This window comes from Shinella sp. NM-101 (assembly GCF_021401195.1).
GTDB lineage: Bacteria > Pseudomonadota > Alphaproteobacteria > Rhizobiales > Rhizobiaceae > Shinella.
This window is the reverse complement of sequence record NZ_JACBFT010000002.1, coordinates 465889-477860: the sequence shown is the minus strand read 5'-3', so window position 1 is coordinate 477860 and position 11972 is coordinate 465889. Positions and strand designations below refer to the sequence as shown.

Sequence of the window (11972 nt, the reverse complement as noted above, 5' to 3'; positions counted from 1 at the left end):
GCGACGGCTCCCACGAAAAAGCCCGGCGCGGGGCCGGGCTGAAGCAAGGCGGCCGGGCGGCGCGCATGCGCCGCCCGTTCCGTCAGGACGATTACTCGTTCTCGAAGTAGGTGTACTTGCCGTCGTCACCCTTCTTCCAGGTGTACATGACGTAGTCCGGGCGGGTGATGTCGCCCTTTTCGTCGAAGCCGAGTTCGCCGATGGCCGTCTGGAACGGACCCTTCGACTTGAGGGCTTCGGCAACAGCCTGCGGGTCGATGCCGCCGGCAGCCTTGGCAGCTTCGGCGATGACCTGGAGGGCAGCGTAGGAGTACAGCGTGTAGGCTTCCGGCTCGAAGCCGGCAGCGCGGAACTTCTCGACGAGTTCCTTGGCGGCCGGGTTCTTGCGCGGGTCCGGAGCGAAGGTCATCAGCGTGCCGTCGACGGCGTCGCCGGCGATCGAGGCCAGTTCGTTCGAGACGATGCCGTCACCCGAGATGAAGGTCGCCTTCAGGCCCTGGTCGGCGGCCTGGCGCTCGATGAGGCCGAATTCGGTGTGCAGGCCGCCCCAGTAGACGACGGACACGCCGGCTTCCTTCATCTTGGCGATCAGGGCCGAGAAGTCCTTGTCGCCGACATTGACGCCTTCATAGATGGCTTCCGTGACGCCGGCTTCGTTGGCCGACTTCTTGGTTTCGTCGGCAAGACCCTGACCGTACGGGGTCTTGTCGTGCAGAACGGCAAGCTTGGCGTCCTTGAAGTTCGCGGCGATGAAGGAGCCTGCTACGGCGCCCTGCTGGTCGTCGCGGCCGCAGGTGCGGAAGGTGTTCCACAGGCCGCGCTCGGTGTAGGTCGGGTTCGTCGAGGCCGGCGAAACCTGCAGGATGCCGTTTTCGGCGTAGATTTCCGAAGCCGGGATGGAAACGCCGGAGTTGAAGTGGCCGACAACGAACTTCACACCGTCGGCGACGAACTTGTTGGCGACCGAAACGCCCTGCTTCGGGTCGGATACGTCGTCGCCCAGCACGACCTTGATCTGCTCGCCATTGATGCCGCCGGCTGCGTTGATATCGGCCGCGGCCTGCTCGACGCCCTTCTGGATCTGCGCGCCGAAGGCGGCGTTCGGACCGGTGATCGGGCCGCCGACGCCGACCAGGATGTCGGCCCAGGCGCTGCCGCTGAACGCGACCATTGCAGCCAAAGCAACAGCCGACATGAGAGACTTCTTCATATTGTTACTCCCAAATTTATAGCGGGTTGGTTTCAACCGGTCGCAACACCCGCATTCATTGCGCCGATATAGTTGTTCCGCAGCCGGGCTGGCGGCGGGGTTCCCTCTGGTTATTTGGACTTCCAGGAAAAAGGCGAGGCCTTTTCATAGAGCCAGTAATAATTGTTGGTCATCTGCCGCGTGCGGTAGTAGCGGAAGCCGAGCGTAGCAAACAACAAAAGCACGGCGGTGTCCACGACATAGTATTGCAGCGTGAGCATGGTACCGTGGAACAGCGCATGGTGGATGAAACGGATGGCGGCGCCGAGCAGCAGAACGTAGATGACCAGCGTCCCGTAGCTCTGCCAGTTCTCCGCGACGCTCTTGCCCGTGCGCCAGGCGGTCCAGCCGCCCATGATGATGGTGATGAAGAGGAACTGCCAGACGGACGGTTCTTCGTAGAGAATTCCCTGCATGATCTTGTCTCCCTCCCGCCTTAGTGGCGCCCGCCTTCGAGATAGGCCGCGCGCACTTCCGGGTTGGCCAGAAGCTCCTTGCCCGAGCCGCTCATCGTCACCTTGCCGTTGACCATCACATAGGCCCGGTCGGAGAGTTTCAGGGCGGCGAAGGCGTTCTGCTCGACGAGGAACACGGTCAGGCCCTGCTCCTGGTTCAGCACCTTGATGGCATCGAAGATGCCCTTGACGATCAGCGGCGCAAGGCCGAGCGAGGGTTCGTCGAGAAGCAGGAGCTTCGGGCGGGCCATCAGCGCGCGGCCGATGGACAGCATCTGCTGCTCGCCGCCCGAAAGCGTGCCGCCGCGCTGGCTCTGGCGCTCCTTGAGGCGCGGGAAGAGCGTGAAGATCTTCTCCACGTCCTCGTCGAAATACTTCAGATTGTCGAGGCTCGCGCCCATCTGCAGGTTTTCGTACACGGTCATGCGCGGGAAGATGCGGCGTCCCTCGGGCGACTGCGCGATGCGCCGGCGCGCGATGAGATGCGTCGGCTGACGCGTGATGTCCTCGCCGTCGAAGATGACGGTGCCGGCCCGGGCCTGCGGGCTGCCGCAGATCGTCATCATCAGGGTCGACTTGCCGGCGCCGTTCGCGCCGATGAGGCTGACGATCTCGCCCTTCTTGACCTCGACATCGACACCGGCGAGCGCGCGGATATTGCCGTAGTAGGTTTCCACGCCCTGGACGCTGAGAAGCGTATCGCTCATTCCTGCGACCCTCCCTGCGTGCCTTCGATCTCCGCGATCACCTCGATTTCCTCGATCACCTCTTCGACCTCATCATCTTCGACACCCAGATAGGCCGCGATAACCTTCGGATCGTTCTTCACATGGTCCGGCGTGCCGTCGGAGATCTTCTGCCCGTATTCGAGGACGACCACATGGTCGGAGATTTCCATGACGACCGACATGTCGTGCTCGATGAGCAGGATCGACGTGCCGCTGTCCTTGCGGATGGAGCGCAGGAGTTCGTTGAGCGCGAGCGACTCGCGCGGGTTGAGGCCCGCCGCCGGCTCGTCGAGGCACAGGAATTCCGGCCCCGTGCACATGGCGCGGGCGATTTCCAGGCGTCGCTGCGCGCCATAGGGCAGGTCCCCGGCCGGATCGTCCGCACGCTCGATGAGATGCGCCTTTTCCAGCCAGTACTTTGCGATATCGATCGATTCGGCCGAGGCTTGCCTGTAGGTGGGAAAGCCGAGGAGGCCGAGGATCGTGTAGCCGGACGCCTTCATCAGCTTGTTGTGCTGGGCGACGAGCAGGTTTTCGAGAACCGTCAGGCCCGAGAAGAGCCGGATGTTCTGGAAGGTGCGCGCCACCTTCGCATCGCGGGTGATCTCGAAATCGGCCATCCGCTCGAGGAGGAATTCCCTGCCCTCCTTCTGGCGCATGGTGATCATGCCCATGGTCGGCTTGTAGAAGCCGGTGACGCAGTTGAAGACCGTGGTCTTTCCGGCGCCGTTCGGGCCGATGAGGGCCGTGATCTCGCCGCGCTGCGCCTCGAAGGAGAGGTCGTTGATGGCCATCAGGCCGCCGAAGCGCATCGAGAGATGCTCGACTGTGAGGATGGGATCGTTCGTCATCGTGTTCTTCGCCGTATCTGTCACGGGGGCCATCAGCCGTGCCCTTCCTTGGTGAAGCTGCCGGAGACCGCCTTGCGCTCCTTGAGGAACGCGGTCGGCTCACGACTTCCCACGAAGCCGCGCGGTTTCCAGACCATGACCGTGACCATGGCAATGCCGAAGATCAGCATGCGGTAGAGTTCCGGCGTGAAGTCGGGTCCGAAGACCTGCTTGAGGAACTGCATCTCGCGCAGGAGTTCCGTGCCGCCGACCATCACCACCGCGGCGACCGCGATGCCGACGAGCGAGCCCATGCCGCCGAGGACCACGATGGCGAGGATGATTGCCGATTCGAGGAAGACGAAGCTCTCCGGCGAGACGAAGCCCTGGCGCACCGCGAAGAAGGAGCCGGCGAAGCCGCCGAACATGGCGCCGATGGAAAAGGCCGTCAGCTTGGTCGTCACCGTGTTGATGCCGAGCGAGCGGCAGGCGATCTCGTCCTCGCGCAGCGCTTCCCAGGCCCTGCCGATCGGCATGCGGCGCAGGCGGATCGTCACATAGGCGGTCAGAAGTGCCAGCGCCAGGATGAGATAGAACAGGAAGATCTTGTAGTAGGCCGACGACATCGGCAGGTCGAAAGCCTTGGCGAAGTTGTTCGGCGCGCTGACGTCGAAGGACCAGATGCCGAAGACCGAAGCCTTCGGAATGCCCGAGACGCCGAAGGTGCCGCGGGTCACTTCGGTCCAGTTGATGAGGACGAGGCGGATGATCTCGCCGAAGGCGAGCGTCACGATGGCGAGGTAATCGCCCTTGAGGCGCAGCACCGGGAAGCCGAGGATCATGCCCCAGAAGGCGGCAAGGATGCCGGCGAGGGGCAGCAGGACCCAGAAGGAGAAGCCGAACTGCTGCGAGAGCAACGCATAGGAATAGGCGCCGACCGCGTAGAAGGCGACATAGCCGAGGTCGAGCAGGCCGGCAAGGCCGACCACGATGTTGAGACCCCAGGCCAGCATCACGTAGATGAGGATCTGGATGCCGAAGTTGTCGACCCATTTCAGCGAGCCCTGCACGCCGAAGAGCGTCACCATGAGCGGCGGATAGACGATCAGCGCCGCGATGGCGATCATGCTGAAATTGCGCTTGAAGAAGCTTTCCTCCGCGGCCGGCCTTGCCGCGGCGGCGGCCTTGCGGGCGGCCATCCAGGGGCGCAGGTAGGCGACGGTGAGGAAGCGGCCGACGGCGGCGACGATCACGAAGATCGCCAGCAGCCCCCAGCGCTGGTTGAGCACCAGCTCGTTGCGGATGTTCTGCGTGGTCTCCAGACCGACGAAGAGGACGAAGAGACCGAGCGAGACGAGGCCGGCGAAAAAGCCCTCGCGCAGAGCCCGCACCGTCAGGTTCCCGCCGGCGCTCTCAGGGGTATTCGAAATGTGGGACATGGATCAAACCTTCTCGACTTCCGGTCGTCCGAGAATGCCGGACGGCTTGAAGATCAGGACGATAGCGAGGATGGAGAACGTCGCGACGTCCTTGTAGTCGATGGTGAAGTATGCGGACCACAGGCTCTCGATGAGGCCGATGAGCATGCCCCCGAGAACGGCGCCCGGCAGCGAGCCGATACCGCCCAGCACCGCGGCCGTGAAGGCCTTGACGCCGGGGATGAAGCCGTCGGTGAAGACGGTCACGCCGTAATACATCAGGTACATGGTGCCGGCGACGGCGGCGAGCGAGGCGCCCATGATGAAGGTCACGGAGATCGTCCGGTCGACGTCGATGCCGAGCAGCGCCGCCATCTTGCGGTCCTGCTCGGTGGCGCGCTGGGCGCGGCCGAGCGCGGTCTTGTTGACGATGTACCAGAAGGTCGTCAGCAGCACGATCGTCAGCACCATGATGATGATCTGCTTGAGCGAGATCGCGATGCCGAAGACGTTGTAGACCGACGACACCAGCGGCGGGATCGGCTTGTTGCGCGGACCCTGCGTGACCTGGATGAAGTTGGACAGCGCGATCGACATGCCGATGGCCGTGATCAGCGGCGCGAGGCGGAAGGAACCGCGCAGCGGCCGGTAGGCCACCTTCTCGATCGTCCAGTTCCACAGCGATGCCGTGAGCATCGCCGCGGCCATCATCACCAGCAACAGAAGCACGACCGGGAGGCCGACGAATACGCTGGTGAGGATGAGGAAGGTGATGAGGGCTGCGAACCCTCCGAGCATGAAGATATCGCCATGGGCGAAGTTGATCATGCCGATGATGCCGTAAACCATGGTATAGCCAATGGCTATCAGACCATAAATCGAGCCAAGCGTCAGCCCGTTGACGAGCTGCTGGACGAAGTATTCCATATATATAATCCCCCGGATACGGTTCCTGACGGCCGCATCTCTTGTTTTTGCCGCTCTTTTTCGAGCTTGTCGACAAGGAGGATTCCATACCGCTTTCGAGATAAAAGGGAAGCCCAAAAAGTCCGGATCGACAATTTCTTTAACAGGAAGCGGCAAATGGCGCATTTCACGCCATGGAAAACAAAAAACCGGCAGGAAAAGCAGTGGCTTTGCCCAAAACGACCCCAATCGCCCGACGCCTGAGCGGGCGCATGACGCAAAGCCCCGCGTCGCCGCGCGCGGTTTTCCTCAGCGCGTGGCGAAATCCACCGACAGGTCGTGGCTGCGCGCCATGATCTTCAGGTCTTTCACCAGGGCTTCGGCAAAGCTGCGTGCCGCCACGAGGTCGAAACGCGCTTCGCCGGTCCGGGCAAGATTGACGGAGACGTGGTTGCACAGAACGTTCGCCGCGCGCCCGGCCGGAAACGCCTCGGCATGGAGATCGATGCCGACGCCGTTCGCCAGGATGCGCGCGGCATCGGGGCCGGAGAGCGTCAGGACGATTCGGCCATGGCTCTGGTCGACCACATGGGCATGGTCGCCGAGGCGGAGCGAGAGCTCGGCGGCGAGCGTCTCGGGCGCATGCACCCCGGACAGCACCAGCCATTCGCCGGGGCCGGCAAAGCGCGCCTCGAACTCACCGCTGGCAGACAGGGTTTCCGCCGCCTCGGCATCATGACCCGGCATGGCCAGAACGGCCGCGACCGCGGTCGTGCGATGGACGGCAAGGTGGTTCGCCCGCCGGGTGGAGATTGCCCCGATCGTGCCGTCCAGCGCGTGCACCGCCTGATATTCGTAAGCCATCGCCCTCACCTCACGCCATCAGCTTCGCATTGCCGGGATCGACGAAGACCGGGTCGCAGACCTCCGCCAGGGCCTCCACGCCGCGCAGCCGGTCCCAGACGACGATCTTCTCGCCGTAACGCTCGCGGCCGGATTTCAGGAAGGCGAGCGCGATGTGCCCGCCGAGCGTCGGCGAGAAGCAGGCGGAGCTCACCCAGCCCTGGTCGTTCAGTGTCGAGGGCTTGGCGCCGTCCTTCAGCAGATGCGCACCGGCGCGCAGGTCCTTGTCCGCCTCCAGCGCCCTCAGCCCCACGAGCTGCGCGCGGTCGGCCGCCGTCAGGCCGAAGCGGGTGGAAAGCCGCTTGCCGATGAAGTCCGCCTTGCCGCCCGCCATCATGCGGCCGAGGCCGGCATCGTCAGGCGTGACGCGGCCGTCGAGTTCGGCGTGGGTGACGTGGCCCTTCTCGATGCGCAGCACGTTGAGCGCCTCGACGCCATAGGCGCAGATGCCGTGCGGCGCGCCCGCCTGCATCAGGGCATCGGCCACCGCCTCGCCGTAGCCGGCCGACACCGCCAGCTCGTAGGCCAGCTCGCCGGAGAAGGAGATGCGGAAGAGCCGCGCCCTGAGATTGCCCTTGAGGCGCACCGCGCGCGCCGCAAGGAACGGAACCGCAGCATCGGAAATATCGTCCTCGACCACGGCCTGCAGGATCGTTCGCGCCTTCGGCCCGGCGATCGACATCTGCGCCCACTGGTCGGAAACGGAAAGGAAGCGCACGATGAGTTCCGGCCAGAGCACCTGCGCGGCGAATTCCATGTGCGACAGCACGCCGCCGGCCATGGCCGTCGTGGTGGTGACGAGGAAATGCGCCTCGGCGAGCCGGCTCACCGTGCCGTCGTCATAGACCATGCCGTCCTCGCGCAGCATCAGGCCGTAGCGGGCTTTTCCGACGGGCAGCCGGAGCATGGGATTGCAATAGATCCGGTTGAGGAACTCGGCGGCATCCGGCCCGAACACCTCGATCTTGCCGAGCGTCGAGACGTCGCAGAGGCCCGCATTCTCGCGCACGGTCCGCACCTCGCGGTCGACACTTTCGCGCCAGGTCTTCTCGCCCGCCCTCGGGAACCAGGACGCGCGATGCCACAGCCCCGCATCGATGAAGACCGCGCCGTTGCGCGCCGCCCAGCCATGGAGGGGCGAGCGGCGGGCCGGCATCGCGTGCGCGCCGACGGAGGCGCCGGCGAGCGCGCCGAAGGAGACGGGCGTATAGAACGGCCGGAAGGTCGTCGTGCCGACCTCGCCGGTGCTCACGCCGCGCATCGCGGCGAGAATGCCTGTCGCGTTGATATTGCCGAGCTTGCCCTGGTCCGTCGCCATGCCGCTCGTCGTGTAGCGCTTGGCATGCTCGACATGGCCGAAGCCCTCGCGCACGGCAAGGCCGAGATCCCCGGTATGGACGTCGTTCTGCAAATCGACGAAGGCCTTGGATTTCGCGCCGGGCACATGCCAGAGCGCGGTGAAGGAAGGATCGGCCTCCTCCCCGAGGACAGGCCGCTCGAAGCCGGCGGCCGGTCGGCCGAGCGCCTCGGCGATGGCCGACGCCTTGCGCGCGCCGTCCTCGAAGCATTCCGAAAGGCGATAGTGTCCGGCCGCCGCACCGGCCGTCACCAGGCCCGGGCCAACCTCCGGCGCCAGGAACGCCTGCAAGGCATCCGACCAGACCGGCCGGCCGCCGCGCTGGCAGGCAAGATGGATGACCGGGCTCCAACCGCCCGACATGGCAACGGCATCGCAGGGGATCAGCTCCTCGAAGCCGCCACGATCCGTGACGATCGCCCGGACCCGCCGGCGGCCCCTGGTGTCGACGACGGAACCGCCGCGAATGAGCCGCACGCCCTCCGGCACCGCATCCGAAGCACTTGCCCGTGCATCGACGAGCGCCGCAATGCCGATGCCCTGCGCCACGAGGTCCGCCGCCGTGCGATAGCCGGACGAGCCGTTGGTGAAGATCGCGACCGACTTGCCGGCGGCGACGCCGAAGCGGTTGGCATAGGTGCTGACGGCCCCGGCCATCATCACGCCCGGCCGGTCGTTGCCGCCGAAGACCAGCGGGCGCTCCTCCGCGCCGGTGGCGAGGATCGCGTGCTTCGCCACGATGCGCCACAGGCGCTCCACTGGCCCCGCCGCATCCACCGCCGCGCCGTGCTTCTGCACGCGCTCGATGGCGCCGAAGACGTTGTCGTCGTACCAGCCGAAGACCGTGGTGCGCGGCAGGAGGGTGACGTTCGGGTTGCCGCGAAGCTCGTCGGCCGCCCGGCGTGCGAAGACGAAGGGCGCTTCGCCGTCAAGCGGCGTCGTCTCATGGAGCAGGGCCCCGCCGAGAACGAAATCCTGCTCGGCAAGGATGACGCGCAGGCCCGCCCGCGCCGCCACCAGCGCCGCGGCAAGCCCCGCCGGGCCGGAGCCGACCACCAGCAGGTCGCAATGCGCCCAGCTTTTCTCGTAGGAATCGGGGTCGCGCGGCAGCGCCGTGCGTCCGAGGCCGGCGGCGCGGCGGATGAGGGGTTCGTAGACCTTCTCCCAGAAGGCGGCCGGCCACATGAAGGTCTTGTAGTAGAACCCGGCCGAAAGGAACCGCGACATCAGGTCGTTCACCGCGCCGATGTCGCGGGCAAGGCTCGGCCAGCGGTTCTGGCTCGTGGCGACGAGGCCGTCATGGAGTTCGGCGACCGTCGCCCTGGTGTTCGGATCGCGCCGCACGCCGCTGCCGATGGTGACGAGCGCGTTCGGCTCGGAGGGACCGGCCGTCACGATGCCGCGCGGGCGATGGTACTTGAAGCTGCGGCCGACCAGCAGCCGGTCATTGGCGAGCAGCGCCGAGGCGAGCGTATCGCCGGCATGGCCGGAAAGGCTTGCGCCGTCGAAAGAGAAGCTGACGGCATGGCTGCGGTCGACGAGCCCGCCCGAGGAAAGGCGATAGCCCGTCATGACACCCCTCCCCGCCCGGCCGCGGCATCCATCACGGAAAAGACCTCGTGGGTGAAGTTGTCCCGTTCCACCACCAGCCAGCGCCGGCAGCCGGCGACGTGCTGCCAGTGCTCGCGGATGCGCCCGCGCGGGTTGGCGCGCACATGCACATAGTCGTGCCACGCCTCGTCATCGGCCATCGGCGCGGGACGGATGGGCGTCGCATCGCCACGAATGGAGAATTCTTCCTTGGGGCGGCTACCGCAGTGCGGACAGGAAATCAGGCTCGCCATGGCTCGACTCAATGCAGGTTGGGCTGGGTGCCGGCACCCGCCTCGTCGATCGGGAAACCGCGCTCGAACCGGTCGAGCCGCAGCGCGCGCGCCACATGATGGCTCTCGTCCCGGGCGATGAGATGCGCGAAGCAGAAGCCGGAGGCGGGCGTCGCCTTGAAGCCGCCGTAGCACCAGCCGCAGTTGAGATAGAGGTTGTCGACGGGCGTGCGGTCGATGATCGGCGAGCCGTCCATCGACATGTCCATGACGCCGCCCCAGGCGCGCAGCACCCGCACGCGGGAAAGGCCCGGGATCATCGCCACCCCCTCCTCCATCACATGCTCCACCGTCGCAAGATTGCCGCGCTGGGCATAGGAGGAATAGCCGTCGATCTCCGCGCCGAAGACCAGCCCGCCCTTGTCGGACTGGGAAATGTAGAAATGGCCCGCGCCATAGGTGACGACATGGTCGAGGCAGGGCTTCAGCCCCTCCGTCACGAAGGCCTGCAGCACATGGCTTTCGAGCGGCAGCTTCAGCCCGGCCATCTCGCCGACACGGGAGGTGTTGCCGGCGGCGGCCAGCGCCAGCTTGTTGCAGCCGATGAACCCCTTCGTCGTCTCCACGCCGGTGACAGCGCCGTTCTCGCGGCGGATGCCCGTCACCTCGCAGTTCTGGATGAGATCGACGCCGAGCCGGTCCGCCCCGCGCGCAAAACCCCAGGCGACCGCATCGTGCCGCGCCGTTCCCGCACGCCGCTGCAGGAGGCCGCCCATGATCGGGAAGCGGGCATGGTCGAAATTCAGGAAGGGCATCATCTTCCTCAGCGTCTCGCGGTCGAGCAGTTCGGCCGCCACGCCCTCCATCATCATGGCGTTGCCGCGCCGGATGTACTGATCGCGCTGGCCGTCATTGTGATAGAGGTTGATGATGCCGCGCTGCGAGAACATCACATTGTAGTTCAGCTCCCGCTCCAGCCCTTCCCAGAGCTTCAGGGAGAATTCGTAGAACGGCTCGTTGCCGGGCAGCATGTAGTTGGAGCGCACGATGGTCGTGTTGCGGCCGACATTGCCGGAGCCGAGATAGCCCTTTTCCACCACCGCGACGTTGCGCACGCCGAATTCCTTGGCGAGGTAATAGGCCGTGGCGAGGCCATGCCCGCCGCCGCCGACGATGATCACGTCGTAATGCGGCTTCGGCTGCGGCTCCCGCCAGGCGGGCTTCCAGCCGAGGTTTCCGGCAAAGGCTTGTTTCAGGATGGAAAGGGCGGAGTAGCGCATGCGAAATCCCGGATCAGTCGCCCCACATTCGCATATGCATTACAAACGGCAAGTCGGGAGAGCGTCGCAGCCCCCTCGACGGCGGATCTTTCCACATCGCTGCGGCGGCACACGACATTGCTTTCGCCTCGGCGCGGGGCTAATCCATCGGACCATGCAGATCGAAGCGGAAGAGTTGAAGCAGGTGATGGAAAGCGCGGCGCTGGCCGCCGGCCGCGCCATCATGGCCGTCCATGCCGCCGGGCCGGATGTCCACTACAAGCCGGACCGTTCCCCGGTGACGGAAGCCGACGAGGAGGCCGAGCGGGTGATCCTCGCTGCCTTGCGCCAGCATTTCCCCACCGTTCCGGTCGTCGCGGAGGAGGCGGTCGCCGCCGGCCTCATACCGGATATTTCCGGCGGGCTGTTCTTCCTCGTCGATCCGCTCGACGGCACCAGGGAGTTCGTCGCCGGGCGCAGCGAGTTCACGGTCAATATCGCCCTTGTCCGGAAAGGTGTTCCGGTCGCCGGCATCGTCTACGCGCCGGCGCTTTCGAGCGGCTTTACGGCAGTGGACGGCCGGGCGGAACGCTTCACCGTCGCCGGCAGCACGATTGGCGAACGCCAGACGATCGGCTGTCGCGGCCGCGGCAGCGTATTGACGGCCGTCGCCAGCCGCTCGCACGACACGCCCGAGACGGCGCGCTTCCTCGATGCGCATGGCATCGGCGCCTGCACGGCCATCGGCTCGTCGCTGAAATTCTGCCTCGTCGCCGAGGGCCTCGCCGACGTCTATCCCCGCTTCAGCCGCACGATGGAATGGGATACGGCGGCCGGCGACGCCGTGCTGCGTGCCGCCGGCGGCGAGACGCGGACGCTCGACGGCCAGCCGCTCGCCTACGGCAAGCGCAACCAGGCGCACGACGCGGATTTCGCCAACCCGAACTTCATAGCCGCAAGAACAGGGTGGAGCTCCGGCGGGGGAAACTGACGAAGCAGCTCCAACGTCGTCATCCTCGGCCTTGTGCCGAGGATTTGCCAACG

At 65.7% G+C, this 11972-nt stretch carries 11 protein-coding genes; 1 reads left to right on the top strand and 10 read right to left on the bottom strand.

Annotated features, from left to right (window positions below; genetic code table 11):
* Positions 1 to 91: 91 nt before the first annotated feature.
* The 10 genes from L0976_RS06150 to L0976_RS06105 form a co-directional block, all read right to left on the bottom strand.
* Positions 92 to 1210, bottom strand: coding sequence for a branched-chain amino acid ABC transporter substrate-binding protein (locus tag L0976_RS06150; RefSeq protein WP_203315955.1), 1119 nt, complete (start codon positions 1208 to 1210; stop codon positions 92 to 94).
* Positions 1211 to 1320: 110 nt separating this feature from the next.
* Positions 1321 to 1665, bottom strand: coding sequence for a DUF6867 family protein (locus L0976_RS06145; protein WP_203315956.1), 345 nt, complete (start codon positions 1663 to 1665; stop codon positions 1321 to 1323).
* A 20-nt stretch (positions 1666 to 1685) separates the two neighbouring features.
* On the bottom strand, positions 1686 to 2411 hold the full coding sequence (locus L0976_RS06140; protein ID WP_203315957.1) for an ABC transporter ATP-binding protein: 726 nt from the start codon (positions 2409 to 2411) through the stop codon (positions 1686 to 1688).
* Complete coding sequence (locus tag L0976_RS06135; protein WP_203315958.1) at positions 2408 to 3316, bottom strand: ABC transporter ATP-binding protein; 909 nt, start codon at positions 3314 to 3316, stop codon at positions 2408 to 2410. Before L0976_RS06135 ends, L0976_RS06140 begins: the two co-directional genes overlap by 4 nt.
* Positions 3316 to 4701, bottom strand: a complete 1386-nt coding sequence (gene livM, locus L0976_RS06130) for a high-affinity branched-chain amino acid ABC transporter permease LivM (protein ID WP_234186537.1) — start codon at positions 4699 to 4701, stop codon at positions 3316 to 3318. The genes L0976_RS06135 and livM overlap by 1 nt, the downstream gene beginning before the upstream one ends.
* A gap of 3 nt (positions 4702 to 4704) precedes the next feature.
* Positions 4705 to 5607 (bottom strand): branched-chain amino acid ABC transporter permease, encoded by a 903-nt coding sequence (locus L0976_RS06125; protein ID WP_203315960.1) that lies wholly within the window; start codon positions 5605 to 5607, stop codon positions 4705 to 4707.
* Positions 5608 to 5895: 288 nt separating this feature from the next.
* Positions 5896 to 6450 carry a sarcosine oxidase subunit gamma gene (locus L0976_RS06120; RefSeq protein WP_234186536.1) on the bottom strand — a complete coding sequence of 185 codons (555 nt, stop codon included), beginning with the start codon at positions 6448 to 6450 and terminating at the stop codon, positions 5896 to 5898.
* Between the two features lie 10 nt (positions 6451 to 6460).
* On the bottom strand, positions 6461 to 9418 hold the full coding sequence (locus L0976_RS06115) for a sarcosine oxidase subunit alpha family protein (protein WP_234186535.1): 2958 nt from the start codon (positions 9416 to 9418) through the stop codon (positions 6461 to 6463).
* Positions 9415 to 9690 (bottom strand): sarcosine oxidase subunit delta, encoded by a 276-nt coding sequence (locus L0976_RS06110; protein WP_234186534.1) that lies wholly within the window; start codon positions 9688 to 9690, stop codon positions 9415 to 9417. The genes L0976_RS06115 and L0976_RS06110 overlap by 4 nt, the downstream gene beginning before the upstream one ends.
* Positions 9691 to 9698: 8 nt before the next feature.
* Complete coding sequence (locus L0976_RS06105; RefSeq protein WP_234186533.1) at positions 9699 to 10949, bottom strand: sarcosine oxidase subunit beta family protein; 1251 nt, start codon at positions 10947 to 10949, stop codon at positions 9699 to 9701.
* Between the two features lie 154 nt (positions 10950 to 11103).
* Here L0976_RS06105 and cysQ point away from each other — a divergent pair, with 154 nt between their 5' ends.
* Complete coding sequence (gene cysQ / locus L0976_RS06100; protein WP_370643589.1) at positions 11104 to 11919, top strand: 3'(2'),5'-bisphosphate nucleotidase CysQ; 816 nt, start codon at positions 11104 to 11106, stop codon at positions 11917 to 11919.
* Positions 11920 to 11972: the final 53 nt, after the last annotated feature.

Excerpts from the sequence above, each read along its gene's own strand:
- L0976_RS06125 (WP_203315960.1), bottom strand. The coding sequence starts at position 5,607 with ATGGAATACTTCGTCCAGCAGCTCGTCAACGGGCTGACGCTTGGCTCG.
- L0976_RS06115 (WP_234186535.1), bottom strand. The coding sequence starts at position 9,418 with ATGACGGGCTATCGCCTTTCCTCGGGCGGGCTCGTCGACCGCAGCCAT.
- L0976_RS06110 (WP_234186534.1), bottom strand. The coding sequence starts at position 9,690 with ATGGCGAGCCTGATTTCCTGTCCGCACTGCGGTAGCCGCCCCAAGGAA.
- L0976_RS06145 (WP_203315956.1), bottom strand. The coding sequence starts at position 1,665 with ATGCAGGGAATTCTCTACGAAGAACCGTCCGTCTGGCAGTTCCTCTTC.
- livM (WP_234186537.1), bottom strand. The coding sequence starts at position 4,701 with ATGTCCCACATTTCGAATACCCCTGAGAGCGCCGGCGGGAACCTGACG.
- L0976_RS06150 (WP_203315955.1), bottom strand. The coding sequence starts at position 1,210 with ATGAAGAAGTCTCTCATGTCGGCTGTTGCTTTGGCTGCAATGGTCGCG.
- L0976_RS06105 (WP_234186533.1), bottom strand. The coding sequence starts at position 10,949 with ATGCGCTACTCCGCCCTTTCCATCCTGAAACAAGCCTTTGCCGGAAAC.
- L0976_RS06135 (WP_203315958.1), bottom strand. The coding sequence starts at position 3,316 with ATGGCCCCCGTGACAGATACGGCGAAGAACACGATGACGAACGATCCC.
- cysQ (WP_370643589.1), top strand. The coding sequence starts at position 11,104 with ATGCAGATCGAAGCGGAAGAGTTGAAGCAGGTGATGGAAAGCGCGGCG.
- L0976_RS06120 (WP_234186536.1), bottom strand. The coding sequence starts at position 6,450 with ATGGCTTACGAATATCAGGCGGTGCACGCGCTGGACGGCACGATCGGG.
- L0976_RS06140 (WP_203315957.1), bottom strand. The coding sequence starts at position 2,411 with ATGAGCGATACGCTTCTCAGCGTCCAGGGCGTGGAAACCTACTACGGC.